The sequence below is a fragment of the Pseudomonas sp. HAR-UPW-AIA-41 genome (genome assembly GCF_002304225.1).
Taxonomy (GTDB): Bacteria; Pseudomonadota; Gammaproteobacteria; order Pseudomonadales; family Pseudomonadaceae; genus Aquipseudomonas.
On sequence record NZ_NSLB01000001.1, the window covers coordinates 38588 to 64314 of the forward strand.

The window sequence follows — 25727 nt, forward strand, 5'->3', positions numbered from 1 at the left end:
GGTGCTCAAGCATCGTGTGATACCGGCCCTGCTGTTGCGCGAGGGAGGGCTGGTCAAGACCCAGAAGTTCGGCAAGCACAAGTACATCGGCGACCCGATCAATGCAATTCGCATCTTCAATGAGAAGGAAGTGGACGAATTGGTGCTGCTCGATATCGACGCCAGCCGGCAGGGGCGAGAGCCGGACTACGCGCTGATCGAGAGCATCGCTGCCGAGTGTTTCATGCCGCTGGGCTACGGAGGCGGAATATCCACCATAGAGCAGGCCCGGAGGATCTTCTCTTCTGGCGTGGAAAAGGTCGTTCTACAATCCTCTGCGCTGCAGAACCCGGCGCTGGTCACAGAGATCGCCCAGCGCTTCGGCAGCCAGAGCGTGGTTGTTTCCATCGATATCAAGCGTGACTGGCTGGGACGTTACCGTCTGTGGTCTTCGTCTTCCAGTCGGGCCCTGTCCGCAGACTGGCTGCAAGCGCTCCGTTCGATCGTATCCGCCGGCGCTGGCGAGGTTTTGCTCAACTCCGTGGATCGTGACGGAATGCAGCAGGGATATGATCTGCGCCTGATCAAGGCCGCTGCCGATGCAGTCGATGTGCCGCTGATAGCCCTAGGTGGCGCTGCCGAGCTGGGGCACTTCGTGGAAGCAATCGAGGCGGGTGCTTCTGCGGTCGCTGCCGGCAGCCTGTTCGTGCTGCAGGGGCCGCATCGTGCGGTGCTGATCAGCTATCCCAATTATTCAGAGCTCGAGTCGATTTTCAGAGGTAAGGATGTTTCCTAAAGAACACAGGATCTGTTCGCGGTGTGTGATGGACGATAGCGCACCCGAAATAACTTTCGACGACTCAGGCGTTTGCAACTACTGCACTTACTTCCAGCAGCGCGTCAACGGTGTGGTCTTCGCCCCTGAGCACGAGCGCGCGGAGCAGCGCAGGGCTTTCGTGGAGAAAGTGAAGAAGGCTGGGAAGGGCAAGAAATATGACTGCATCATCGGTCTCTCCGGGGGAGTGGACAGCTCCTATGTGTTGCATCTGGCCCTGAACGAAGGCTTGCGGCCGCTGGCCGTGCACATGGACAACAACTGGAACTCGGAGCTTGCGGTCAACAACATCAAGAATCTGGTCACTCGTCTCGGCGTCGATCTGTACACCCACGTTATCGACTGGCCTGAGTACAAGGGCCTGATGCAGGCATTTTTCGACGCCGATGTCATCGATGTGGAACTGCTTTACGACAACGCGATGCTGGCTGTGAACTACGAACAGGCGCGGCGCTACGGCATCAAGTACATCCTGTCGGGAAGCAACTCCGCGACCGAAGGCATGCCCATGCCGGAGGGCTGGAACTGGCGCAAGTGGGACAAGCGCAACATCAAGGCGATCGCTCGGCGTAATTCAGTGCGGATCCGTACCTTCCCGATCATGGGAACGCTTGGCTACGTTTATAACCGTGTCGTACGTGGAATTCAGTGGGCGTCATTTCTCGACCTCTACGACTACCAGAAGGAAGCAGCGCTGGAGCTGCTCGAGCAGAAGTACGCCTACAAGCGTTATCCCTACAAGCACTACGAATCGGTCTTCACACGTTTCTATCAGGGCTACATCCTCCCCGAAAAGTTCGATGTGGATAAACGCAAGTTGCATCTCTCGACGCTGGTTATGAGTGGTCAGATGCCACGTGATCAGGCGCTTGCCCATCTCCAGGCTTCTCCCTACGCCTCGCCAGAGGAGCTCGACAGGGACCGCAAGTATTTCCTCAAGAAGATGGGCTGGTCTGAAGGCCAGTTGGAGGAGTATCTGCGTCGACCAGGCAAACCGCACGATGCCTACCCCAGTGAGCGCTTCGCCTGGGATCTCATCCGCAAGATCTATCAGATGCGGCGTGCTTCCTGAGTCTGTTTGCCGGGGCCTGCAAGCTCGTTTCCGTTAAGGGTTTCTCACTTGAACGTTCTGTTTCTGCATCCTGCTGCGGCTTTCGGTGGCGCATCCAAAAGCCTGATCGAGCTCTACAGGCTGCTACAAGACGCAGGGGTCCGAGGGACTGTTCTCACTCCTGCCGGAGGCGTTTGCCAATCCTTCGAAAGAGCCGGCATGCGGGTTCATCCGGTGAAGGGGCTTAGTCAGTTCGACAACACGCGTTATGGCTACTACCGCAAGGTTCGTTGGTTGATCCTGTTACGGGAGCTCCTCCTGCTTCCGTTTGCGCTGGCTGGGCTGTGGCGGCTGCGGTGCGAACCCTTCGACCTGATCCATATCAACGAGATAACCCTGCTGCCGTTGGGTGTCGTCGCCAAATGGCTGCTGCGTGTTCCGATGGTGGTGCACGTTCGCTCGCTGCAGCGTAAGCCGGGCTCCGGCCTGCGAACCCGATGGCTTAACGGGCTGCTGCGTCGATACGCCGATGCGGTGGTGGCGATAGATCACACCGTCGCTGCCACGCTGGAGCCGGGGCTTCCGTTGAGCATCGTCCACAATGGCCTGGAGGTGGCCAGGCAGCCAGTCGAGCGGCTCTCTGCTGACGGGATTGGACCGGTCAAGGTCGGCTTCCTCGGCGTGCTGATTCCGCTCAAGGGCATCTTCGAGCTGGTCGAGGCGATGCGTATCCTGAAGTCCCGTGGCGTTTCCATACAGTGCCTCGTGGCGGGTGAGAACGCGCGCGAGATATCCGGACTCAAGGCCTGGATTTTGCGCAAGTTTGGCTTTGCGCGAGATGTCCGAAGTGAGCTGGAGGAACTGATCTGCCGCGAGGGTCTGCAAGACCGGGTCAAGCTGCTCGGCTTCGTGAGAGATGTCCGCGAACTTTATCCGCAACTGGATATTCTCTGCTTCCCTTCGCATCTGGATGCAGCGGGGCGCCCGGTCTTCGAGGCGGCGTTCTACTCGGTGCCCAGTGTCGTGGCCGTGAGCGATCCATTGCCGGACGCTCTATTACACGAGGTGACAGGACTGGCGGTGCCGACACCAGACCCGCTGTTGATCGCCGATGCGTTGCAGCGGCTTGCGGAAAATCCCGATCTTCGTCGTCAGCTTGGATGTCAGGCGAAGCGTTGGGCTGAGGAAACCTTCGTGATCGACGTCAATGCAGCGCGCATGCTTGACCTTTATCACCGCGTACTTTCATCAAATGCGAGTCGCTGAACCATGCGTATCCTCGTGCTCTCCCAGTACTTCTGGCCGGAAAGCTTCATCATCAATGACATCGTGCGCACGCTCGACGCGCAGGGCCACGAGGTGGTGGTCGCCACGGGCAAGCCCAACTATCCCGATGGCAAGGTCTTCGAGGGCTACCGCGCTGCGGGTACCCAGCGCGAACGTTACCTGGGACGCGTCGAAGTGCTGCGGGTACCGTTGTGGCCGCGCGGGCAGGGTGGTGCGAAGAGTCTGATCCTCAATTACCTGTCCTTTGTATTCAGCGGACTGCTGTGCCTGCCGTGGATGCTGCGGGGGCGCCAGTTCGACGCGATTCTGGTGTTCGCGCCATCGCCGATCACCCAGGCGATTCCGGCGATCCTGCTCAAGTGGCTGAAGAAGGCCAGGCTCGCCCTGTGGGTGCAGGACCTGTGGCCGGAGAGCCTCTCGGCAACCGGTTTCGTGCGCAATCCGTACCTGTTGCGTGCGGTGGGCTGGATGGTGCGGGCCATCTACCGCCCGTGCGACACCCTTCTGGTGCAGTCGCGGGCGTTCGTCGAGCCGGTGGCGCAGTATGCCGACCGGGCGAAGATCCAGTACTACCCCAATTCCATGGATGTGAGTAGCAGCAGGGCCCTGGTGCCGGTGCCTGGCGAGCTGCTGGAACTGCTCGAGCAGCACTTCTGCGTGGTGTTCGCCGGCAACCTGGGTACCGCCCAGGCGCTCGATACCCTGGTGCAGGCGGCGGTTCACCTGCGCGATGAGCCACGTATCCGCCTGGTGCTGGTGGGCAGCGGCAGCCGCCTGGCCTGGCTCAAGGCCCAGCAGCAGGCGCTGGGGCTGGACAATCTGGTGCTGCCGGGGCGTTTCCCGATGGAGGCCATGCCGCAGATCTTCGAGCGCGCTTCGGCCCTGCTGGTGTCGCTGAACGACGAGCCGGCCTTTGCCCAGACCATTCCCAGCAAGATACAGGCGTACCTGGCCGCCGGCCGGCCGATCCTGGCCTGCATGAACGGCGAGGGTGCCCGGGTGGTCTGCGAGGCGCGCGCGGGCCTGGCTTCGCCGGCCGAGCAGGTGCTGCCGCTGGTGGCCAATATCCGCTGCATGCAGGCGCTCGGTGCCAGCGAGCGCGGCGCCATGGGCACCTCCGGGCGTGCCTATTTCGATGCCCACTTCGAGATGACCAGCCAGGTACGCCGGCTGGTCGAGCTGCTGCAGTGCTGAAGCGCGTGCATGCCGCTCGGGCCGTGATGGCCCGCGGGGAGGTCTGCTGATGCGCCTGCTGGTCTTCCCGCTGGCCTTCATGGCCAACACCTTCGCCATGATGCTGGTGATGATTGGCCTGAGCCTGTTCGGCAAGCCTGGGCTGGCGGCTGACTTCGGCCTGATCCATGGCGCGACCGTAGCGCTTTTCTACGCGTTCTCCGGCAATGCGCGCAGTCTGATCCTGGCCGAGTCCGGTGAGGTCGGCGCGGCCGGCATCCTCCGTCTGCGTCTGCTGATGCTGCTGCCGCTGGGCATACTGACCTTCATGCTGTGCATCGGCGTGGTCGACGGCGGTTGGCTGTTCGTGCTGCTGCTGGTGGTGCGACGGGCTTTGGAGTGGCTGGCGGAGATATTCCTCAGTGAGCAGGAGCTGCATCATCAGGGGCGCGCGGCACTGCGCTTTCTGCTGCTCCAGGGCTGCCTGAGCCTGGCGCTGCTGCTGGCGCTGCTCGATGGCGGCGTCCTGGCGTTGCCGATGACCCTGTTCTGGAGTCTGTCGCCACTGATCGGCTGCATAAGCCTGACCCTGCTCGGCCGTGCCTTGCGTCACCCCATGTCGCTGTTGCCGAGCATTCGCCAGCTGTTGCCGCACTTCGGTTCGACTGCGGCCATCGGCGTCTCGGTGTATGTGTTCCGCCTGTTCATCCTGCTGGTGGTTGGCAAGCAGGTGGCCGGTGACCTGTTCTCGGCCTTCGCCCTGGGCGGGATTCTCGGTGCGGTGTTCTCCCAGGCGCTGGGGCCGACCATGGTGCGTCATGAGCAGCGTTCGACTGGGCTTGGGCGCCTGGTGCGGTTGTTCAACCTGATGCTGGTGGCGCTGCTGCTTGCAGGTATGGGTCTGGTAGCATTGGCCTGGAGTCTGCCGCAGGTACTCGACTGGACGCACAAGGGGCAACTGTTCTGGCTGGCAGTAGGCTGCTCGCTGGCGGGTGGCGTGGTCATGGTGCTGGCGCAGCGCATTCGCCTGCGCATCATTCAAGACGATGTCGGTGGTGATGTCTTCGGCTCGGACATGCTGGCAAATATCCTACTGGTGGCTAGCATTCCGTTCGTTTACTACGGCCTGGGGGTGAATGCCCTGGCACTGCTATATCTGCTCGGTGCGCTGTTGTCATTGGTGTTCTACGCCAGCGAGCGGCACGGCCTGCTGCCGCAGCGAGACAGTCGCTGGTTCAGCCGGCGGCGCCTGCTGCTGCTGATTGCGGTAGCAATCTTCCTGCCGCTGTTCTTTCAGCTGCAGGGCGGTATTTTTCGCGACACTTCTAGCAGCTTCAGTAGTGGCGGGGTGCTGGCACTGCTGCCGATCCCACTGTCGGTGCTCGCCTGCTATCTGGGGATGGTGTTACTGGGGAGTTATTCGCAGGCGCGGCTGGCGCTGCTTAGCCTGTTCTTCCTATTCGCCTGCATGTTGCTGACCAGCCTGCTGCTGGGGCTTGGCAGCGCAGGTGAAGGGCGGCGTAAGCTGATTCTGTTGATCCAGTACATTCTGCCGATGTTTGCCTTGGTGCTGGGGCAGCAGTTCGGTGACCGCAAGGATGCTTTGGTGCTGTTGTCGCGTGGGGCTCTACTGGTCTTGCTGACGATTGTACCGCTGCAGCTGCTGGCCACGCTGCTGGCAGGTGATGTTTTGCTGTCTCCGACTGTTTTTATTTTCAGCATTTATCAGCACCTGCAGTACGCATCAATGCTACTCGTCGCGGCCTATGTGATAGCACTTTTTGTGCTTTGGGGGCGTGCAGGTGTTGACGGATGGTTGCTTGGGCTGGCGTTAGTGATGGGGGGCTACGTCATTCTTAGCTGGTCGGTGTTGTCGATGCTTTTGTTGTGGCTCGGACTGCTTTTGTTTTTACTGCAGCATTGGCTTGTTGAGCGTCGGTCAGTGATGGCTCTGCCGCTATTGGCTCTTTGCGGTGGCTTATTGGCACTGTGTTATGTGCAGGTATTGTTGTCGACAGATATGGCGGCGCAGCAGTTTGTTTCTACTTCTCTGATGACATGGTGGTTTGAGTGGCGGGTCAATTATCTGGAGCGTTGGACGTTTTATCTCGATGGTATTTCAACGGGCTGGCGCGGTGCCCTTTTAGGGCATACCGCGCCGCCTGGACGCGATCTGTACCCCAGTGCGCATAACTACTATCTCGACTTTGCTTACAACTTTGGTTTGCTTGGATTGTTGCCCTTACTGCTGCTGGTCATATATAGCCTGTTTTCGGTAGTTCGGCGCTCGAATGTGTTCTGGTTCTCCGCCCCATCTATGGGGTTGGCACTGGTGGTTATATTTATGCTTGTGCCTGATAGTCTCTTCAAGGTAGGCCTGCGGCAGCCGTATTCGGGCGTTATCATGTATTTCCTATGGGGGGTGCTGTTGGCTGAAATAGTCCGGCCGCTGCGAGGAAAGTTTTCTTAAATGGAAAAGGATGTCTGAGGGATTTATGCGCTGGGAAACTCTTATAAAGGTCGTTTGGCTAGTTATTTTCGTGCTGATAGCACTGCTCGCCGGGTGCGTGTTTTTTGAGTATAAGGGCAGTGCCTGGGTCTATTTGCTGTTCACTGGGCTTTCCACCGTTCTGTTGTTCTTGGGTTTTGGTCGAGGGGCAATTTTTTTTGACGCTTTTATTGGTGTTTTGCTGTGGATTGGTTTTTGGTTGAAGTTCAGCGTGCAAACGGCATTTTTTGAAGGGCGTTTCAATATTGCTGTAGGCGGTTTCGATGGTGGTCCAGAGTCTTTGGACAAGGCGCTGCTTGTTGTGTGCTGTGCTCTGGCAGCTGTATTGCTGGTGCGGCTAGTACGTGAACGTTGTGGTTTTTGTTATCCCCCGGTGTTGCCGCAGATTGGCTATGTAGGCCTGTTTGTCTTTTATCGTCGCTTCAGGGGGTGGGTGTTGTGGGTTTTTATTGTTGGTGTTTTGCTTGTTTGTGCTGCTAATGCTTGGTTCGGATTTTACCAGAGAGGCCAGATCGCACGTTTGACATTGCCGATGGGGCTAAATGGCATTTTTACTTGGCTCCTTACATTCGGGATGGCGTCGGTTTCAGCGGTGCTGTTGCGTTTCGAGTTCGAGATAAATCGAGGGCGTTACTGGGTTGTGATAACTTTAGCGCTGTTGGAGGCGGCGTTTTCGAGTATTTCGTTGTGGAGCCGAGGTATGATTCTCAATGGCTCGGCGCTGCTCTATGGCTCGGTGGCACAGTTCAGGCGTTCTGGGTCTATGGTGCCACTTAAAGTTTCTATATATGCTGCTATATTATTTTGCGGGCTATTTGCTTTCTCGGTATATACTGTGAATTACCTGCGGGCGCTCGATTTTCATCGGCTGTCTGAGCAGCAACAGCAACAGCAACAGCAACAGCAGGTTAATCGACTTCTTGTTGAACAGACATCAACTCTATTTCTGGATCGCTGGGTGGGTATCGAAGGGGTGATGTCTGTCGTCGGGGCTGAAAGTCTGGGGTTTGAGTTATTCAAGGAGGCGTTAACTGAAAAGTTTAGTGCTGATGAGAACTCCTTTTACGATAGGAGCTTTGTCGCATCCCCTTATGATAACTCCCGTGATGACGGATTGCACTTTGTGTCACTGCCCGGCTATATTGCTTTTCTGTTTTATCCTGGCTCCTATCTTTTTCTGTTCTGTGCGGTGCTGCTGTTCTCAATACTGGCTGCCTTGGTTGAGTTTCTGGTCTACAGATTGGGCGGGCGGAATCTGGTTTTCTGCGCGCTCATTGCTCAGGTAATCGCTTTTCGGTATACCAGCTTTGGCTATGTGCCGGCACAGAGCTATCTGCTGTTTGGTTCAATCCTGCTGAATGTTCTGATTTTGTTCTTTTCTGATAGGCTCATGCGCTTTTTCCACAGGCATTGAGATCGTAAGAAGGTTTGGATTGATGGCTCGGGTTCTTGTTCTAGGTGTCACCGGCATGCTTGGCAATGCCGTCTTTCGAGTGTTTGGTGCAGATGCTGCGCACCAGACCTGGGGCACGCTGCGCAGCGCCGCGGCACTGCAGCATTTTGCTGCGGATAGCCATGCCCGCCTGTTGTGTGGGATCGATGTGCTCGACCATGATGCGCTGACTGCGGTCATGGCCAAAGTACGGCCTGATGTGGTGATCAACTGTGTCGGCCTGATCAAGCAGCTGGCCGATGCCAAGGATCCGCTTACTGCGCTGCCGATCAACGCCATGTTGCCGCACCGGCTGGCGCGGCTGTGTGAGTTGGGGGGCGCCCGGCTGATCCATGTCAGCACCGACTGCGTGTTTTCCGGGCGTAAGGGCATGTATCTGGAGAGCGACCCGTCGGATGCGGAAGACCTCTACGGCAAGTCCAAGTACATCGGCGAACTGCACGATCTGCCGCATGTTATTACCCTGCGTACCTCAATCATCGGCCACGAGCTGGGTACGAGCCACGCGCTGGTGGACTGGTTCCTGGCGCAGCAGGGTAGCGTTAGGGGGTTCACCAAGGCGATCTTCTCCGGCCTGCCGACGGTGGAGCTTGCGCGGGTGATGAAGGACTTCGTGATTGCGCACCCGCAGCTCAAGGGGCTGTATCATGTCGCCGCCGAGCCGATCGACAAGTGTCGCCTGCTCGGTCTGGTGGCCGCACAGTACGCCAAGTCGATCGAGATTCGTCCGGATGATGCGCTGGTGATCGACCGCTCACTGGATGGTTCGCGCTTCCGCGCAGCCACCGGCTATGTTGCACCGGATTGGGTCGAGTTGGTGCGGCGGATGTACCAGCAGCGCGGGTAGCTTCGCTCCCTAGTCGATTGCAGACGTTTTCATGCTCTTCCGGCCCTTTCCCCTTGGGGAGAGGGCCGGCTTGTTCAGCCCTCGGGCGGCGTTCACGTTCAGGATGGTTTTATGTTCGACAACAAGGTATTGATGATCACCGGGGGCACCGGCTCCTTCGGTCACACGGTGCTAAGGCGTTTCCTCGATACCGACGTGCGCGAGATCCGTATCTTCTCCCGCGACGAGAAGAAGCAGGAAGACATGCGCATCGCCCTGGCCAACGACAAGGTCAAGTTCTACATCGGCGACGTGCGCGACTACGACAGCCTCAAACAGGCCATGGTCGGCGTTGACTACATCTTCCATGCTGCGGCGCTCAAGCAGGTGCCGTCCTGCGAGTTCTACCCGATGGAGGCGGTGCGCACCAACGTCAACGGCACCGAGAACGTCCTCAATGCGGCCATCGCCAGCGGTGTGAAGCGCGTGGTAGTGCTGTCCACCGATAAGGCGGTGTACCCGATCAACGCTATGGGTATCTCCAAGGCAATGGCTGAGAAACTGATGGTGGCCAAGTCGCGGATGATTCCCGAGGGGGGCACCGTGGTCTGCGCCACGCGCTACGGCAACGTGATGGCCTCGCGCGGTTCGGTGATCCCGCTGTTCATCGATCAGCTGCGGGCCGGCGAGCCGCTGACTGTCACTGACCCTCAGATGACGCGCTTTCTGATGTCGCTGGAGGATTCAGTCGACCTGGTCCTGCATGCTTTTGAATATGGGCAGCAGGGCGATCTGTTCGTGCAGAAGGCGCCGGCCTCCACCGTCGGAGAGCTGGCCCAGGCACTCAAGGAGCTGTTCGGCTGCGACAACCCGGTGCGCGTCATTGGCACCCGCCATGGCGAGAAGCTCTACGAGTCGCTGGTATCGCGTGAGGAGATGGCCAAGGCCGAGGACATGGGGCGCTACTACCGCATCCCGGCCGATAACCGTGACCTGAACTACAAGAAGTACTTCGTCGAGGGCGAGGAAAAGATCTCCGAGCTGGACGATTACACCTCGCACAATACCGAGCGCCTGGACGTGGCGGGCATCAAGCAGCTGCTGCTCAAACTCGACTACATCAAGGAACAGCTCGATGCGTAAGGTCATGACCCTGGTCGGCACCCGTCCCGAGCTGATTAAGATGAGCCGGGTGATCGCCGAGCTCGACCGCCAGGTCAACCACGTGCTGGTGCACTCCGGGCAGAACTACGACTACGAGCTGAACCAGGTGTTCTTCGACGACCTGGAGATCCGCAAGCCCGATCACTTCCTCGGCGCCGTCGGCGACACCGCCGCGCAGACCATCGCCGAGGTGATCGCCAAGGCCGATGCGGTGTTCGAACTGGAAAAGCCCGATGCGCTGCTGCTCTACGGTGATACCAACACCTGCCTAGCAGTCATCGCCGCCAAGCGCCGCAAGATTCCGGTGTTCCACATGGAAGCGGGCAACCGCTGCTTCGACCAGCGCGTGCCAGAGGAACTCAATCGCAAGGTGCTCGATCACCTCTCCGACATCAACATGGTGCTCACCGAGCATGCCCGCCGCTACCTGATCGCCGAGGGCATCCGTCCCGAGACCATCATTAAGACCGGTTCGCACATGTATGAGGTGCTCGACTACTACCGGCCGAAGATCGAGGCCTCTGACGTGCTGACCCGGGAGGGGCTGGAGGCGGGCAGGTTCTTCATCGTCAGCACCCATCGCGAAGAGAACGTCGACACCCCGGACAATCTGCGCGACCTGCTCGTCACCCTGCGCGCGCTGGCCGACGAGTACGGCTTCCCGTTGATCGTCTCGACCCATCCGCGCACCCGCAAGCGCTTGGAGGCGCTGGGCGAGTCGCTGGAGCATCCGCTGATCCGCTTCTCCAAACCGTTCGGCCTGCTCGACTACATCAAGCTGCAGATGAACGCCTTCTGCGTACTCTCTGACAGCGGCACCATCACCGAGGAAGCCTCACTGCTCAACCTGCCGGCGGTGACCTTGCGCAACGCCCATGAGCGTCCTGAGGGGATGGATCAGGGCACGTTGATCATGAGCGGGCTGAAGAAGGATTCGGTGCTGGCCGCGGTCAAGGTCATCACCAGCCAGCACCAGGTCGGTGCGCGGGTGATCCCGTTGGTGCCCGACTACGAGGGCGGCCCGGTGTCGCTGCAGGTGGTGCGGGTGGTGCTCAGCTACACCGACTACGTGAACCGTACAGTCTGGCGTAAGGACTGAGCATGCGTGTCCTGCTCACCGGCGCCAGCGGTTTCGTTGGCCGTGCCGTGCAGGCGCGGCTGCTGGCAGATGGCGTGCATGAGTTGCGCTGTGCGCAGCGTCAGGCGCCGACTGCGCCGCAGGCCGCAGTGGAGTACTGTCTGGCACCGGAGCTGGGGGCGCAGGCCGACTGGTCGCAGGCGCTGGCCGGTGTCGATGCGGTGATCCACTGTGCGGCCCGCGTGCACGTGATGCAGGAGCAGGCTGCCAATCCGCTGGCCGAGTTTCGCCGGGTCAACGTCGAGGGCACCCTGCGCCTAGCGTGCCAGGCGGTGGCGGCGGGTGTGCGGCGTTTGGTGTTCGTCAGCTCGATCAAGGTCAACGGCGAGCAGACCCCTCCCGGCCAGCCCTTCCGCGCCGACGATGCGCCACAGGCCTGCGATCCCTACGGCATTTCCAAGCGCGAGGCCGAAGATGCCCTGCTGGCGCTGGGTGCAGAGAGCGGGCTGGAGGTGGTCATCGTCCGCCCGCCGCTGATCTACGGGCCGGGGGTCAAGGCCAATTTCCTCAGCATGCTGCGCTGGCTGAACCGGGGCCTGCCGCTGCCCCTTGGGGCGATCGACAACCGCCGCAGCCTGGTGGCGCTAGACAACCTGGTCGATCTGCTGGTGCTCTGTCTGAGCCACCCGGCGGCCAGCGGTCAGCGCTTTCTGGTCAGCGATGGCGAAGACCTCTCCACCACCGAGCTGCTGCGCCGTTTGGGCCAGGCGCTCGGGCGTCCGGCGCTGCTGCTGCCGCTGCCCCAGGCCTGGATCGAAGCGGGCGCGCGCCTGCTCGGCCGGCAGAGCCTGAGCCAGCGCCTGTGCGGCTCGCTGCAGGTGAACATCGATAAGACCCGCGATCTGCTGGGCTGGACGCCGCCACATACGGTGGATCAGACGCTGGCCCGTACGGCCGCGCATTTTCTGGAAAGCCAACGCTCATGACTGTGCTGCTGATCGTTTCGCTGGCCGTAATGGCCTGGTTCCTCACGGCGCTGCTGCGCCGCTATGCGTTGGCGCGCAGCCTGCTCGACGTGCCCAATGCGCGCAGCTCGCACAGTCTGCCGACGCCGCGGGGTGGCGGGGTGGCCATCGTCGTCGCCTTCCTGGCCGGGCTGTGCCTGGCCTTCTTCGCTGGCCTTGGGATTGCCGCCGAGCTGTTCTACGCGCTTCTGGGCGCCGGGCTCGGTATCGCACTGCTGGGCTTTCTCGACGACCACGGGCACATTGCCGCACGCTGGCGCCTGCTCGGCCATTTCCTGGCCGCGGCCTGGGCGCTTTACTGGCTCGGCGGGTTACCGCCGCTGGCGGTGTTCGGCGGGCTGCTGCAGCTGAGCTGGATCGGCGATGTACTGGCGGCCTTCTATCTGGTCTGGATACTCAACCTGTACAACTTCATGGACGGCATAGACGGCATTGCCAGCGTTGAGGCCCTCTGTGTCTGTCTGGGGGGCGCGCTTTTATACGCGCTGGTGGAAGCGCCGGCGGCGACCGATGTGCCGTTGCTGATATTGGCGGCTGCTGTGCTGGGTTTTCTGATCTGGAACTTCCCTCCTGCTCGCATTTTCATGGGCGATGCCGGTAGCGGTTTTCTCGGTATCGTGATGGGCATCTTCTCGCTACAGGCGGGATGGATCGAGCCAGTGTTGTTCTGGGCCTGGTTGATTCTGCTAGGTGTATTCATCGTCGATGCGACCCTGACTTTGTTCCGGCGCTTGCTGCGTGGGGAGCTAGTGTATGAGGCGCATCGTAGTCATGCTTATCAGTACGCCTCACGGCGCATGAGGAGTCATCTCCCCGTGACGGTCGGCGTTGTTATCATCAATCTTGCTTGGCTGCTTCCTCTGGCGGTAATCGTGGCTCTTGGCTGGTTGGATGGTTTGGTCGGAGTGGCGGTCGCTTATGCACCGTTGCTGGTGTTGGCCTGGTTGCTGGGTGCGGGAACGGCTGAGGTGACTGCGGATGCTTGAGTGGTTGCGGCTGCGCCTTTTACAGGTGGGGCGTGGACAGAAGCGCTTGATGCAGGTCGTAGCTGATGTATTGCTGATATGGCTCTCTTTGCTGATGGCTTTCATGTTGCGCCTTGGCTGGGATGATCTGCCGCGCTGGGATAGTGGTTTCCTATGGCTGTTTTTCTTCGCACCACTTACGGCGTTGCCCTTTCTGGTGCGGATGGGATTGTACCGGGCGGTGCTGCGCTATATCGGCAATGAGGCCTTGCTGACAATCTTCAAGGCGGTCAGTCTGGGGGTGCTGCTTTTCGCGGTAGTCCTGTTTGCCTTCAACAGCGAATTCCTCATTCCTCGCTCGGTTATTTTCAGTTATTGGTGGTTGTGCCTTGTTTTCTTGGGTGGGCTTCGCTTGGTTCTGCGTCAGTTCTTCTTGGGGGACTGGTTTTTCTCTGATCTGCATGCACGTGCGCGTGTCGACATACCTCGTGTTGCAATTTACGGTACCGGCGCCGCTGGTAATCAGTTGTTGGCAGCATTGCGTCAGCAGCACTCAGTGCTGCCGGTGGCCTTTATCGATGATGACCCGGCCTTGCACAAGCGTGTAATTGCCGGCTTGCGGGTCTATGGGCCTGCGAGCGTTGAGTCGATGGTCGGCGAGTTGAGGGTTAGCGAGATTTTGCTGGCGCTCCCCTCAGTTTCCAGGGGCAGGCGTCGGGAGATTCTGGAGCGACTTGAGTCATTGCCGGTGCATGTGCGCTCCATACCGGGCATCGTGGACATTGCTGCCGGCCGAGTTAGCGTTGCGGATTTGCAGGAGGTCGATATTGCCGATCTTCTTGGCCGTGATGCGGTTGAACCACGAGCAGAGCTGCTTAATCGCTGCATCGAACAACAGGTGGTGATGGTCACGGGCGCCGGTGGCTCCATCGGCTCGGAGCTGTGTCGGCAGATACTTCAGAGCCGTCCTCAGGTGTTGCTGTTGTTCGAGCACAGCGAGTTCAATCTCTATGCGATTCATACTGAATTGCAGCAGCAGATTCAGCGCCAGGCGTTATCTGTGGAGTTGGTCCCTATCCTTGGGTCTGTAAGGGATTTTTCCCATCTGCTCAAGGTGATGCAGCTGTGGCAAGTCGATACGGTTTATCACGCCGCCGCTTACAAGCATGTGCCAATGGTCGAACACAATGTGGTTGAAGGCATTCAGAACAATGTCGTGGGCACGCTGAATACTGCTCGGGCGGCCGTCGAAGCGGCTGTCACCAATTTCGTGCTCATCAGCACTGACAAAGCGGTGCGACCTACGAATGTAATGGGAGCTACCAAGCGTCTCGCGGAGATGGTGCTGCAGGCATTCTCTCAGGAGGCCGAACTCAATGGGCCTAACGGGGATTCAGTACCAGTTCGTACACGCTTCACCATGGTGCGTTTCGGTAACGTTCTCGGCTCATCCGGCTCGGTGATTCCTCTGTTTCGCCAGCAGATTGCACGTGGCGGGCCAGTGACTGTGACCCATCCGAACATTACCCGCTACTTCATGACCATTCCTGAGGCGGCTCAACTGGTGATCCAGGCCGGCAGTTTGGGGCTGGGCGGTGATGTTTTCGTGCTCGACATGGGCGAGTCGGTTCAGATCGTCGACCTGGCCCGTCGGATGATTCAGCTCAGCGGGCTGACCGTGCGTGATGAAAACACTCCGGACGGTGACATTTCCATCGAGTTCAGCGGTCTCCGTCCTGGCGAGAAACTCTACGAGGAGTTGCTGATCGGCGATAACGTCAGCAGCACCGAGCATCCCAAAATCATGCGAGCAAGCGAGGAGTTGCTGTCATGGCCCTTGCTTCAGACCCTGCTGATGCGCCTGAATAGGGCTTGCGATGAGGGCGACTGTGAGCAGATACGTGCCCTGTTGCGCGAAGGCGTAAAGGGCTATATCCCTGAAAACGAGTTGGTCGACTTGCAGTATCGCCGTCGTTATTCCTGACGGTTGGTCAGTTTCCCTTAAGGTAAAGGCTTTGCAGTTCTGCCCAGGGAAAATCCTCAATTCCGCTGCGCTTGAGATAGCTGCGCAGGTGTTGCAGGTTGCGGCGTACCAGCGAGCGTGAAAGAGGGTGGTTTTTAATGCGCAGGTCGAGAAAGTCGATCAGGCCAAAGTCCCCCTCGGGCAGCAACAGGATGTTGCCCAAGTGAAGCGAGCGAAAATAGATGCCCTTGGTGTGCAGTTCGTGAATGAACTGGGCCAGTTTGGGAAGCCTTTTAAGGAACTGCTGTCGCTCCTGCAGAAAAAGCTTGTCCAGTGACTGTCCTGCCAGTGGGCTGTACATACAGAAACTGGTGGCTGTCGCGCGCTCCAGCCAGCCAGTCTCGGTGATTCTGGGAGTCCTGATGCCAAGTGCATTGAGCTTTTGGGCGTTATCGGCAAAGCGCTTAGCCTGAGGCCGCAGGCGAGCTAACCAGAAGCGCCGCCGTGGGCGGAAAACCTTGAGCAACTGTCCGTCAGTTAGGGCTACAACCTTGGGGCCACGGCCATCCTGCTCAATCACCCGGCCTTGGGTGAGCCACTGCTGCAATTCGTTCGCTGATACAATCCGCATTTCGTTTAATCACCGCTTCTTGGGGCTTGCCGAATGGCCAATTCTACCCAGCAATCCAGTGTCAGGGTTTATCTGCGGTTGCTGAAATACGTGATGCCTTATTGGGGGCTTTTTGCAATCAGCATCCTGGGCTTTGTGATTTTTGCGTCTACCCAGCCCATGCTGGGCTACATCTTGAAGTACTTTGTCGATGGCCTGAGTAACCCGGACGCCAATTTTTTTTCTGGAGTTCCCTGGCTCGGCGAGCAGCCGCTACTGGCCAATATCAAGCTATTGCAGGCGGTTCCATTGCTGATTGTGCTGATTGCTCTATGGCAGGGGATTGGCTCTTATCTCGGCAACTTCTTCTTGGCTCGGGTATCGCTGGGATTGGTGCATGATCTGCGCGTGGCGTTGTTCGGTAGTTTGCTGGCGCTGCCCAACCGCTACTTCGATAACAACAATTCCGGCCATCTTATTTCGCGAATTACCTTCAATGTAACCATGGTGACCGGTGCGGCAACGGACGCCATCAAGGTCGTGGTCCGCGAAGGTATGACGGTGATCTTCTTGTTCGCATCCCTATTGTGGATGAACTGGAAGCTGACACTGGTCATGCTCGCTATCCTGCCGGTTATTGGCGTTATGGTTGGTAATGCCAGTCGTAAGTTTCGCAAGCAGAGCAAGAAAATTCAGGTAAGCATGGGCGATGTTACCCATGTCGCCTCTGAGACTATTCAGGGGTATCGGGTCGTGCGCAGCTTTGGTGGTGAGCGCTACGAGGAGCAGCGCTTTCTGGAAGCCAGTATTGACAACACGGCCAAGCAGTTGCGAATGGTCAGGACAGGAGCGATCTATACGCCTAGCCTGCAGTTGGTGATCTACAGTGCTATGGCTGTTGTTCTATTCTTGGTTCTGTTGCTGCGAGGAGACTCCTCGGCTGGCGATTTGGTGGCCTACATTACTCTGGCGGGCCTGTTGCCAAAGCCTATCCGTCAGCTCTCGGAGGTCAGCTCTACCATCCAGAAAGGCGTGGCTGGTGCTGAAAGTATTTTCGAGCAGTTGGACGAGGTGCCGGAGGTCGATCATGGAACCCAAGAGCGCGAGCGGGTCAGTGGGCGCCTTGAGGTACGCAATCTGAGTTTCCAGTATCCGGGCAGTGAAAAGCCCGTTCTCAACAATATTTCGTTTGTTGCCGAGCCGGGTCAAATGATTGCTCTCGTTGGGCGCTCAGGCAGCGGCAAATCGACTTTAGCGAGTCTTATTCCGCGCTTCTACCATCATGAGAGCGGACAGATACTGCTTGATGGTGTGGATGTCGAGGACTATCGCCTGCGTAACTTGCGCCGGCACATTGCCTTGGTGACCCAGCACGTCACCCTGTTCAACGACTCGGTAACCAACAACATTGCTTATGGCGACCTAGCCGGTGCGCCGTTAGAGGACGTCAAGCGTGCTGCCGAGGCTGCCTTCGCCGCCGAGTTTATCGAGAAGATGCCGCAGGGTTATGACACGCTGGTCGGAGAAAACGGCGTACTGCTCTCAGGTGGACAGCGTCAGCGCTTGGCCATTGCTCGTGCATTGCTCAAGGATGCTCCGCTGCTGATTCTGGATGAGGCTACCTCAGCACTGGATACCGAGTCCGAGCGACATATCCAGGCAGCACTGGATGAAGTCATGAAAGGCCGTACCACGCTGGTGATTGCGCATCGTCTGAGCACCATTGAAAAGGCTGACCTGATTCTGGTGATGGATCAGGGGGCAATCGTTGAGCGTGGTAATCACGCCGAGTTGCTATCTGCGGGGGGGAGCTATGCGCGGCTGCATGCCCAGCAGTTCAGTGATACCTTGGCAGCAGATAAGTCTGAATAACCTAGTGTCCGGGAGTCTTGCCGAATGAATAATAAAAAGATCGAGCTGGAGTTCTCCAAGAAATATGACCGAGAGCATGCGGAGCGTTATCTTCGCAAGCATCGTCAGGGGCTGGCGAGACAGTTGTCGACGTGGAGGGATGTTCAGTTAGCTCGAAAAGCCTTGCGCATTGCTGGGAACCCTGCGCAGGTTTTGGATCTGCCGTGTGGAGCCGGGCGGTTCTGGCCGATGTTGGGCGAGCATCCTGAGCGGCGAATTATCGGCGCGGACAATTCCGCCGATATGATTGCGGTGGCTTGTGCCGGACAGCCGGCCGAGGTGGTCAAACGCGTGACACCGCTGCAAACTTCTGCGTTTGCGATCGACCTTCCCGATGCCTGCGTGGACAGCGTTTTTTGCATGCGCCTGATCCACCATGTCGGAAAGGCCGAGGATCGGCTCACGCTGCTGCGGGAATTTCACCGAGTCAGCCGAGATACCCTGATCATTTCTCTGTGGGTGGATGGAAACTACAAAGCGTGGAAGCGTAACCGAGCTGAGCAGCGCCGGCTAGCCAAAGGAACTGCTCCTGAGTTCCAGAACCGCTTTGTGATTCCGGTGAAGACTATCGAGTCGGAGTTTGCGCAGGCTGGATTCCAGGTTGTCGATCACTTGGACTTCATTCCTCACTACGCCATGTGGCGAGTTTATGTCCTGCGTAAGGCCTGACAATGAGCGCGGATCTGGTTGAGCTTGCCCGTTTAAGTGGTGATGCTGCGATAGATGCATGGCTGGCAGTGCCAGGCGAATGGGTAGAGGAGCCGAATGAGCGCCGAGGAGGGCAGAGCGGTGTTAAGCGTATTCTGACCAGCGATGGCCGGCAGCTCTATCGTAAGCAGCAACATGGCCATATTTATCGCAGCTGGATGCACCCGTTCGGCTATCCCACGGCAATGCGTGAGCGCGACGCACTGCTTCACAGTCATGCTCTTGGCGTGCCTGTTCCCAAGCTGCTTTTTGCTGCGTGCCGTAAGCAGCGGGGGAATTGGCAAGCTGTGTTGGTTACCGAGGCGCTAGAGGGATTTTGCAGCCTGGAACAGTGCTATCTGGATCGGCAAGAGCTGCTGTGGGGCGAGGTCTTGCACCGTCGAGTGCTCAAAGAGATTGGGCGCGTGTTAGGTCGGCTCAACAGGGGCAAGCGGCAGCATGGTTGCCTCTATTTGAAGCATGTCTTCGTTCGCGTGCGAGGCGATGAGGTGGATGTTGCCCTCATTGATATGGAAAAGAGCCGCAAACGGCTGACCCGCTGGCGTGCTGCTCGTCATGACTTACGCCAGATGGCCCGGCGCTCGCCTTGGGACGCTCCACAATGGCAGGCGTTTCTTGAGGGGTACCGCGAGAGTTATGGTATCGCAGCGCCTGTTCCGCTGCGCTGATGGTTGTCTAGTGGGGATGGCGTGATGTTGTCTTATGTGCGCTTTTGGCGCGAGCAGGGCTGGACGCCGATTGGCGCGGCCGACTATGCCGCCACGTGGCAGCGCCACGGCGGCAGCGTGGTGACCCATCCCCAGGTGGTCGAGCGGCTGGCCGGTTTGGCCGGCATTCCGGTGCGCTACCTCGGCTGGTTTCAGGGCGGCGAGTTGCAGGCGGCCATCCCGACCTGGGGGCGGCACCTGGCCTTGGCCAAGGACGTGCTAAAGCAGCAGGGTAAGCGCGGTCTGTTCGATCTGGGTAATGCCGAGATCATCCTGCCGGTGGCCGAAGGCGCGTGCGTGCCGCTGCGCCACCGCGCGCGCTATGTGTCCCAGCTCAACGCCGAGCGCCTGAGCACTCTGCGCGAGCAGCCCGAGGGGTTGGCCCTGGCCCGTGAGCCTGAGGAGTACAGCAAGAAATTTCGCTACAACCAGCGCCGCGAGCAGCGCCTGCTGGAAGATGCCGGGGGAGTGATCCGGCCCATGCTGGAGCTGGAGCCGGCCGAGCAGGCCGCTATCTACGCCGAACTGTTCCAGCTCCGCTGGGGCTTCGAGGCGACTGGCAAGGCGCATTTGGCCGAGGTGTTCGGCTTGCTGCGTGAGTTCATGACCGGCTCGCTGATCTATCTGAATGACGCTCCGGTGGCCATCCAGGTGCTCTACCGGGTCGAGTCCCCGGGTTGGGTCAGCATCGAGTACATCAACGGCGGGGTCGATCCGCAGCAGCGCGAGTTCAGTCCCGGTAGTGTGCTCAGCTTCGTCAACACGCAGAACGCCTGGAGTGAGGCCCGTTCGCTGGGCAAGCCGCTGCGCTACTCCTTCGGCCGGGCCGACCGCGAATACAAGGACCGCTGGTGCCACCGGGTGCCGGCGTTCCAGGTGTGAGGCCATGAGCGCGCGCAAGCAGCAGCTGCTCAGGCGCCACCGGCGCAACAAGCGCCTGACGCTGCTGGTCGGTCTGGCGTTGCTGATGCTGGCTGGCGTGCTGCTGGCCTGGTGGCTGCCGCCGCTGCTCCTGTTGCTGGGCTGGATTGCTCACGAGGCCTGGTTCGCCGACCACCTGTTCTACTCGCCGCGTGACGACTACCGCTATGACTTTCCCGAGGGCACGCCTTGTCTGCCGGTACGCCTTGATGGCGGGCGGCTGCGTGTCGAGGGTGAGCCGGGTGACGCCGAGACCCTGATCCTTGAATGGCGCCTGAGCGCAGGCTGGCTTGGCCGCTTCCTCGATCCGCAGGTCTGGATCGGTGAGGATCGCCAGGATTTCGAGCGGGGGCTTGATGGCCTGCGCTACCTCAACCTGTCGGGGCAGGGCAATGCACTGGTGCGGGGCGATCTGAGCCTGCGCGGGCGCTTCTGCCGACTGGCCGGTAGCGGTCGACTGTTTGCCCTGCGTAATCCTGATTACGCCGAGCGCCGGGTTATGATCATTGCGCCGCATGCCGATGACGCCGAGCTGGCCGCCTTCGGCCTCTACAGCCGTTGTGCCGAGGCCAGCATTGTCACCCTGACCCAAGGCGAGATCGAGGCCGAGCACTACCGGCGACTGGGGCTGTCGCTGCCTGAGGCGGCGCGGCTCAAGGGTCGCCTGCGCACCTGGGACAGCCTGGCAGTGCCGCTCTGGGGCGGCGTGCCGCAATCGCGCTGCGTGCAACTGGGCTACTACTGCCTGCAGCTGCCAGCCATGGCTGAGGCGCCCGGGCAGGGCTTCGGTTCTCGCGAGTCGGGCGAAAGCGATATCCGCAGCGTGCGTCGGCACAATCCGCTAGCGCTGCCGGCCGATGCCGATGGCGTACCGAGCTGGAACAATCTGCTGGCCGATCTGGCCGCGCTGCTCGAGTATTTCCGCCCCGAGGTGCTGGTGACCCCGCATCCCAAGCTGGATCCGCACAGCGACCATGTCGCCGCCACCCGCGCGTTGTTGGAGGCGGTGAAGCTCAGCGCCTGGCAGCCTCAGACCTTGCTGCTTTACGCCAACCACCTGCACGACAACGACCGCTGGCCCATGGGCCCGGCCGGCGCAGGGGTCGCCCTGCCTCCGGCGCTGGTGGCGTTGCCGGCCGACGGCCTGTGGAGCCCGTCGCTGTCGGCTGAGGCACGGTTGGACAAGGCCATGGCCCTGGCCATGCAGCACGATCTGCAGGCGCCGCTACCGGTCAAAAAGCGTCTGCGCCGGTTGATTCAGCGCCTGCTCGCTGGCCGTCACTGGCCGGCCACCGGCGAGGACGAGTTCTTCCGCAAGGCAGTGCGTCGCCACGAGCTGTTCTGGGTGCGTCCGCTGGGCGAGTGAGTCAGCAGTTGGCGCCTCCCGTGCTATGATCCGCCCCGATTTTGCCCTTCCGGAGTCCCCATGAAGCTGTCCATGCCCCGTTACGATCAGGCCGCCGTTCTGGTGGTTGGTGATGTCATGCTCGACCGTTACTGGCATGGGCCGACCTCGCGGATCTCCCCCGAGGCGCCGGTGCCGGTGGTCAAGGTCGAGCATCTTGAGGACCGCCCCGGCGGCGCGGCCAACGTGGCGCTGAATATTGCCGCGCTGGGCGCGCCGGCACGCTTGGTCGGCGTAACCGGAGTGGACGAGGCTGCCGAGAGCTTGCGTAACAGCCTGCAGGGGGCTGGCGTACAGACGCATTTCCAGCAGATCGCCTCGCAGCCGACCATCCTCAAGTTGCGGGTGATGAGTCGTCACCAGCAGTTGCTGCGCCTGGACTTCGAGGAGCCTTTTGCCACGGATGCACAGGCCATGGCCGAGCAGGTCGACGCGTTGCTGGACGGGGTCAAGGTGCTGGTGCTGTCGGATTACGGCAAGGGCGCGCTGAAGAATCACCAGGTGCTGATCCAGCAGGCCCGCGTTCGCGGCATTCCGGTGCTGGCCGATCCCAAGGGTAAGGATTTCTCCATTTATCGCGGCGCTAGCCTGATCACCCCGAACCTCGGCGAGTTCGAGACCATCGTCGGTCATTGCAGCGACGAGGCCGAGTTGGTGGCGAAGGGTGACGCACTGATGCGCGAGCTGGAACTCGGCGCATTGCTAGTGACCCGTGGCGAGCACGGCATGACCCTGCTGCGCCCAGATCACGCGCCGCTGCACCTGCCGGCACGCGCCCGCGAAGTCTTCGATGTCACCGGTGCCGGCGACACTGTGATCTCCACCTTGGCCGCTTCGCTGGCTGCGGGCGAGGAACTGCCCAATGCCGTGGCACTGGCCAACCTGGCCGCCGGCATCGTGGTGGCCAAGTTGGGCACTGCGGCCATCAGTGCGCCAGAGCTACGCCGTGCGGTGCAGCGCGAGGCGGGTTCAGAGCGGGGCGTGGTCAGCGTCGATCAATTGCTGCTGGCCCTTGAGGATGCCCGCGCTCATGGCGAGAAAATCGTCTTTACCAATGGCTGCTTCGACATCTTGCACGCTGGTCACGTGACCTATCTGGAGCAGGCCAGAGCCCAGGGCGACCGTCTGGTGCTGGCCGTCAACGACGACGCCTCGGTATCGCGCCTCAAGGGGGCGGGCCGACCGATCAACTCGGTGGATCGGCGCATGGCGGTGCTGGCGGGGTTGGGGGCCGTCGATTGGGTAGTCAGTTTCAGCGAAGACACCCCCGAAAACCTGCTGCGCCAGGTCAAACCCGATGTGCTGGTCAAAGGCGGCGACTATGGCATCGAGGGGGTGGTCGGTGCCGACATCGTGCGCGCCTATGGTGGCGAGGTGAGAGTGCTTGGTCTGGTAGAGAACAGCTCGACCACCGCGATAGTCGAAAAGATCAAGGGGCAGGGCGATTGATGCTGGGTCGCTTCTATCTGTGGACGTGGAATCTGATTTACAAGAATCGCTTCATCCGTAAACCCGGTAATGAGCTTACTCTGCCTGTGGATGTCGCGCGAAAGATGAAGCGAGTGACCATCAAGCTTGGCGGGCACAGTAACCGGCTGGTATTGGGCGAAGGCGCCGAGATCAACGATTGCGAGATTCGTCTGGATGGAGATAGCAATCTGATCGAGATCGGCCCTCGGGTTCGGATCAAGTCCGGCAAGATTTACCTGCGACATACCCATGGTCAGCATATCCGGATCGGTGCTGACACCACCGTCGAAGGGGCCTACATGCTGAGCGATGAGGCGGCCAGCATCGATATTGGCCAGGATTGCATGTTTTCCACGGGCATTCTGATCCGCACGGGGGACAAACATTCGATCCTGGATGCGACAACTGGACTGCGAATCAATCCTGCACGAAGTGTTCGTATTGGGAATCGCGTGTGGCTTGGGCGTGAGGTCCAGGTGCTTAAGGGGACTGTCCTGCTTCCTGAAACGGTGGTCGGGGCTGGTTCGTTGGTGTCTGGTGTCTTCGATGAAGGTGGCTGCGTGGTGGCCGGGGTGCCAGCTAGGGTGATCAAACGGGGCATTCGCTGGGATCGCGAATTGGTCTGAGGTGAAGGGGGGGGAACCCCCTAGTCAAAAGGGGTGAGTTGTGGCAGTAGGTATGGAAGTGGGGCGCGAGTTTCGGTCTGATATCAATGGGATGCGTGCATGGGCCGTTATGGCCGTTGTGCTCTATCACTTCGGTGTGCCGGGTATCAGTGGGGGCTTTGCCGGAGTTGACGTATTTTTCGTGATTTCCGGTTATCTGATGTGCGGCATCATTTCCAGTGGCCTGGAAAGAGGTGACTTCAGCATCTGGCGTTTCTATCTCGCCCGTGCCCGCCGTATTTTTCCAGCGCTGATTGCGCTCTGCCTTGCTGTGTTGGCTGTCGGTTGGTTCTTGCTGATGCCGGAGGAATACAAGGATCTTGGCAAGCATGCCCGTGAGAGCCTGACCTTCAGCTCCAATCTTCGCTACTTCGAAGAGGCAGGTTACTTCGACGCGGCCTCGCGCGAGAAGTGGCTACTGCATACATGGTCGCTATCGGTCGAGTGGCAGTTCTATCTGCTGCTACCACTGCTGATGCTGACGCTCTCCAGGTTTCTGCCGGGGCGTAGAGCCCTTGCCTGGGTGCTTGCACTATTCTTCGCGGGGTCGCTTGCGCTTTGCTTCTGGCGCACTGCGGTGGCGCCAACCGAGGCTTTCTACATGATCCAGACCCGCGCCTGGGAGATGCTCGCCGGGGCGCTGGTTTTCCTCGTTGGTCGTCGAGGCTGGTCCGAGGGATGGCGGCGAGCCCTCGAGGGCGTCGGCTTTGCGCTCATTCTTGCCTGTCTGCTGCTGATCGATCAGCAGAATGCCTGGCCCGGGGCGTGGGCGATTCTTCCGGTGCTCGGGGCTTCGCTGATTCTCCTCGCAGCCCGCGAGCGCTCTGCATGGACGGGCAGTTCCCTTGCCCAGTGGTTGGGCGCGCGCTCGTATTCCATCTACCTGTGGCACTGGCCTCTGGTAGTCGTGCTGGCGTATGTGGAACGATCCAGTGATCCGTTTTGGGTGGTTGCTGCGATTTCGCTTTCGCTGCTTCTTGGGCAGCTGTCTTATGGTCTTGTGGAAACGCCATCCCGCCGCGTGCTGAGCCGTATGAGTCCGAAAATGGCCGGCATTGTACTGGTGCTGATTCTGGCGCTCGTCGCAGCGCTCGCTCAGCAGGTTCGTCGCAGTGGTTTTCCCGAGCGGCTTCCCGAGACCGTAGCCCGGGTTGAGGCTGAGCGTGAGAACTTCAACCCGCGTCTTGAGGAGTGCCTTGACCCGAGCAAGTCCTGTATCTACGGGGAGGAACCGATCCGCGCTGTGCTCATCGGCGATAGCCATGCGGATGCAGTGGTTACGGCTCTGCAAGCGGCTTTGCCGGATGGTAAGGGCGGGGTTCTGTTCCGAGGGGGAAGCGGCTGTCTGATTGCTTTTGATTCGAAGGCTGAAGTTAAAAGACGTTACTGCGACCAACTCAATGCGGATATTCGCAAGGAGCATGCTGGTTATCCGTCCGGAGTCCCGATTGTGATGATGGGGCGCACCTCCGAGTACGTGAATGGTGGAGTCGCAGAGAGCAAGCAGGTGGACTTTGCTTTCTCCTCTGGAGAGGATGAGTACGGCCCGGAATACTTGGCAGCCTTTGGCGAGCATTACACGCGGACCATGTGTGAGCTGGCGAGCAGGCACCCGCTTTATATCGTCCGGCCCACGCCTGAAATGGGTGTAGATGTTCCTACGCTGATAGGTCGCTCCATGCTGTTTGGTAGGGATCGTCAGGTGAGCCTCTCCCTTGCTGATTATCGCAAGCGCCATGCATTCGTATGGGCATTGCAGGATGAGGTGGCCCAGAAGTGTGGTGCGAAGTTGCTGGATCCCCTGCCTTATCTTTGCTCGGGCGATGAGTGCGGCACCCTTCATAACGGGCTGCCGATTTATCGGGATACAGATCACTTCACTGAGGCAGGTAATCGGCTGCTGCTGCCAATGTTCAGGCAGGTGTTTGCGACGCCCTGATAGCGGCCGCACTTCAGCAGTGTTTGTTGGCCATGAATGAGCACTGACTGGCGCGCCAGTCGCGCCTGTCAGGTCGGTCATGG

At 59.8% G+C, this 25727-nt stretch carries 21 protein-coding genes; 20 read left to right on the forward strand and 1 reads right to left on the reverse strand.

The features are described from left to right. Position 1 precedes the first annotated feature (1 nt). The 12 genes from CK486_RS00180 (at position 2) to CK486_RS00235 (ending at position 15329) form a co-directional block, all read left to right on the forward strand. On the forward strand, positions 2 to 775 hold the full coding sequence (locus CK486_RS00180) for an AglZ/HisF2 family acetamidino modification protein (protein WP_095938293.1): 774 nt from the start codon (positions 2 to 4) through the stop codon (positions 773 to 775). After that, positions 765 to 1886, forward strand: a complete 1122-nt coding sequence (locus tag CK486_RS00185) for an N-acetyl sugar amidotransferase (protein ID WP_095938294.1) — start codon at positions 765 to 767, stop codon at positions 1884 to 1886. Before CK486_RS00180 ends, CK486_RS00185 begins: the two co-directional genes overlap by 11 nt. A 48-nt stretch (positions 1887 to 1934) precedes the next feature. Further along, a complete protein-coding gene (locus CK486_RS00190; RefSeq protein WP_095938295.1) occupies positions 1935 to 3131 on the forward strand; it encodes a glycosyltransferase family 4 protein in 1197 nt (398 codons plus the stop codon). 3 nt (positions 3132 to 3134) lie between these two features. Continuing rightward, the gene (locus tag CK486_RS00195; protein WP_095938296.1) at positions 3135 to 4346 is read left to right on the forward strand and encodes a glycosyltransferase family 4 protein; all 1212 of its coding nucleotides are present in this window, start codon (positions 3135 to 3137) and stop codon (positions 4344 to 4346) included. Between the two features lie 49 nt (positions 4347 to 4395). Beyond that, positions 4396 to 6795 carry a hypothetical protein gene (locus CK486_RS00200; RefSeq protein ID WP_095938297.1) on the forward strand — a complete coding sequence of 800 codons (2400 nt, stop codon included), beginning with the start codon at positions 4396 to 4398 and terminating at the stop codon, positions 6793 to 6795. A gap of 25 nt (positions 6796 to 6820) precedes the next feature. Then, entirely contained in the window at positions 6821 to 8248 is a 1428-nt protein-coding gene (locus CK486_RS00205; protein WP_141248857.1) for a hypothetical protein, read from the forward strand. A gap of 22 nt (positions 8249 to 8270) precedes the next feature. Next, positions 8271 to 9134: an SDR family oxidoreductase gene (locus tag CK486_RS00210; protein WP_095938299.1), complete on the forward strand. Its 864-nt coding sequence runs from the start codon at positions 8271 to 8273 to the stop codon at positions 9132 to 9134. Positions 9135 to 9245: 111 nt separating this feature from the next. Then, positions 9246 to 10256, forward strand: a complete 1011-nt coding sequence (locus tag CK486_RS00215; protein ID WP_095938300.1) for a polysaccharide biosynthesis protein — start codon at positions 9246 to 9248, stop codon at positions 10254 to 10256. After that, positions 10249 to 11376: a non-hydrolyzing UDP-N-acetylglucosamine 2-epimerase gene (wecB, locus tag CK486_RS00220; protein ID WP_095938301.1), complete on the forward strand. Its 1128-nt coding sequence runs from the start codon at positions 10249 to 10251 to the stop codon at positions 11374 to 11376. Before CK486_RS00215 ends, wecB begins: the two co-directional genes overlap by 8 nt. A 2-nt stretch (positions 11377 to 11378) precedes the next feature. Then, a complete protein-coding gene (locus tag CK486_RS00225; RefSeq protein WP_095938302.1) occupies positions 11379 to 12341 on the forward strand; it encodes an SDR family oxidoreductase in 963 nt (320 codons plus the stop codon). Further along, positions 12338 to 13366, forward strand: a complete 1029-nt coding sequence (locus CK486_RS00230) for a glycosyltransferase family 4 protein (RefSeq protein ID WP_095938303.1) — start codon at positions 12338 to 12340, stop codon at positions 13364 to 13366. The genes CK486_RS00225 and CK486_RS00230 overlap by 4 nt, the downstream gene beginning before the upstream one ends. Beyond that, a complete protein-coding gene (locus tag CK486_RS00235) occupies positions 13359 to 15329 on the forward strand; it encodes a nucleoside-diphosphate sugar epimerase/dehydratase (RefSeq protein WP_095938304.1) in 1971 nt (656 codons plus the stop codon). The genes CK486_RS00230 and CK486_RS00235 overlap by 8 nt, the downstream gene beginning before the upstream one ends. A 7-nt stretch (positions 15330 to 15336) precedes the next feature. On the opposite strand, the gene CK486_RS00240 is transcribed toward CK486_RS00235, so the two are convergent. Beyond that, positions 15337 to 15939 carry a lipopolysaccharide kinase InaA family protein gene (locus tag CK486_RS00240; RefSeq protein ID WP_095938305.1) on the reverse strand — a complete coding sequence of 201 codons (603 nt, stop codon included), beginning with the start codon at positions 15937 to 15939 and terminating at the stop codon, positions 15337 to 15339. Positions 15940 to 15972: 33 nt separating this feature from the next. Here CK486_RS00240 and msbA point away from each other — a divergent pair, with 33 nt between their 5' ends. From msbA to CK486_RS00280, 8 genes are read left to right on the forward strand one after another with little or no spacing between them, the layout of a single operon-like run. Then, positions 15973 to 17790, forward strand: a complete 1818-nt coding sequence (gene msbA / locus CK486_RS00245; protein ID WP_095938306.1) for a lipid A export permease/ATP-binding protein MsbA — start codon at positions 15973 to 15975, stop codon at positions 17788 to 17790. A gap of 24 nt (positions 17791 to 17814) precedes the next feature. Further along, positions 17815 to 18498 (forward strand): class I SAM-dependent methyltransferase, encoded by a 684-nt coding sequence (locus CK486_RS00250; RefSeq protein WP_095938307.1) that lies wholly within the window; start codon positions 17815 to 17817, stop codon positions 18496 to 18498. Between the two features lie 2 nt (positions 18499 to 18500). After that, entirely contained in the window at positions 18501 to 19205 is a 705-nt protein-coding gene (locus CK486_RS00255) for a lipopolysaccharide kinase InaA family protein (protein WP_095938308.1), read from the forward strand. 24 nt (positions 19206 to 19229) lie between these two features. After that, on the forward strand, positions 19230 to 20126 hold the full coding sequence (locus CK486_RS00260; RefSeq protein ID WP_095938309.1) for a GNAT family N-acetyltransferase: 897 nt from the start codon (positions 19230 to 19232) through the stop codon (positions 20124 to 20126). Between the two features lie 4 nt (positions 20127 to 20130). Next, positions 20131 to 21531 carry a PIG-L deacetylase family protein gene (locus CK486_RS00265; RefSeq protein ID WP_095938310.1) on the forward strand — a complete coding sequence of 467 codons (1401 nt, stop codon included), beginning with the start codon at positions 20131 to 20133 and terminating at the stop codon, positions 21529 to 21531. Between the two features lie 60 nt (positions 21532 to 21591). Further along, complete coding sequence (hldE, locus tag CK486_RS00270) at positions 21592 to 23019, forward strand: bifunctional D-glycero-beta-D-manno-heptose-7-phosphate kinase/D-glycero-beta-D-manno-heptose 1-phosphate adenylyltransferase HldE (protein ID WP_095938311.1); 1428 nt, start codon at positions 21592 to 21594, stop codon at positions 23017 to 23019. Further along, positions 23019 to 23666, forward strand: a complete 648-nt coding sequence (locus CK486_RS00275) for a transferase (protein WP_095938312.1) — start codon at positions 23019 to 23021, stop codon at positions 23664 to 23666. The genes hldE and CK486_RS00275 overlap by 1 nt, the downstream gene beginning before the upstream one ends. A 52-nt stretch (positions 23667 to 23718) precedes the next feature. Continuing rightward, positions 23719 to 25644: an acyltransferase family protein gene (locus CK486_RS00280; protein WP_095938313.1), complete on the forward strand. Its 1926-nt coding sequence runs from the start codon at positions 23719 to 23721 to the stop codon at positions 25642 to 25644. The last annotated feature ends 83 nt before the right edge of the window (positions 25645 to 25727 follow it).

Coding starts and splice junctions, on each gene's coding strand:
- msbA (WP_095938306.1), top strand. CDS start 15,973: ATGGCCAATTCTACCCAGCAATCCAGTGTCAGGGTTTATCTGCGGTTG.
- CK486_RS00195 (WP_095938296.1), top strand. CDS start 3,135: ATGCGTATCCTCGTGCTCTCCCAGTACTTCTGGCCGGAAAGCTTCATC.
- CK486_RS00280 (WP_095938313.1), top strand. CDS start 23,719: ATGGAAGTGGGGCGCGAGTTTCGGTCTGATATCAATGGGATGCGTGCA.
- CK486_RS00235 (WP_095938304.1), top strand. CDS start 13,359: ATGCTTGAGTGGTTGCGGCTGCGCCTTTTACAGGTGGGGCGTGGACAG.
- CK486_RS00225 (WP_095938302.1), top strand. CDS start 11,379: ATGCGTGTCCTGCTCACCGGCGCCAGCGGTTTCGTTGGCCGTGCCGTG.
- CK486_RS00200 (WP_095938297.1), top strand. CDS start 4,396: ATGCGCCTGCTGGTCTTCCCGCTGGCCTTCATGGCCAACACCTTCGCC.
- CK486_RS00240 (WP_095938305.1), bottom strand. CDS start 15,939: ATGCGGATTGTATCAGCGAACGAATTGCAGCAGTGGCTCACCCAAGGC.
- CK486_RS00215 (WP_095938300.1), top strand. CDS start 9,246: ATGTTCGACAACAAGGTATTGATGATCACCGGGGGCACCGGCTCCTTC.
- wecB (WP_095938301.1), top strand. CDS start 10,249: ATGCGTAAGGTCATGACCCTGGTCGGCACCCGTCCCGAGCTGATTAAG.
- CK486_RS00265 (WP_095938310.1), top strand. CDS start 20,131: ATGAGCGCGCGCAAGCAGCAGCTGCTCAGGCGCCACCGGCGCAACAAG.
- CK486_RS00205 (WP_141248857.1), top strand. CDS start 6,821: ATGCGCTGGGAAACTCTTATAAAGGTCGTTTGGCTAGTTATTTTCGTG.
- CK486_RS00250 (WP_095938307.1), top strand. CDS start 17,815: ATGAATAATAAAAAGATCGAGCTGGAGTTCTCCAAGAAATATGACCGA.
- CK486_RS00230 (WP_095938303.1), top strand. CDS start 12,338: ATGACTGTGCTGCTGATCGTTTCGCTGGCCGTAATGGCCTGGTTCCTC.
- CK486_RS00185 (WP_095938294.1), top strand. CDS start 765: ATGTTTCCTAAAGAACACAGGATCTGTTCGCGGTGTGTGATGGACGAT.
- CK486_RS00255 (WP_095938308.1), top strand. CDS start 18,501: ATGAGCGCGGATCTGGTTGAGCTTGCCCGTTTAAGTGGTGATGCTGCG.
- hldE (WP_095938311.1), top strand. CDS start 21,592: ATGAAGCTGTCCATGCCCCGTTACGATCAGGCCGCCGTTCTGGTGGTT.
- CK486_RS00275 (WP_095938312.1), top strand. CDS start 23,019: ATGCTGGGTCGCTTCTATCTGTGGACGTGGAATCTGATTTACAAGAAT.
- CK486_RS00210 (WP_095938299.1), top strand. CDS start 8,271: ATGGCTCGGGTTCTTGTTCTAGGTGTCACCGGCATGCTTGGCAATGCC.
- CK486_RS00260 (WP_095938309.1), top strand. CDS start 19,230: ATGTTGTCTTATGTGCGCTTTTGGCGCGAGCAGGGCTGGACGCCGATT.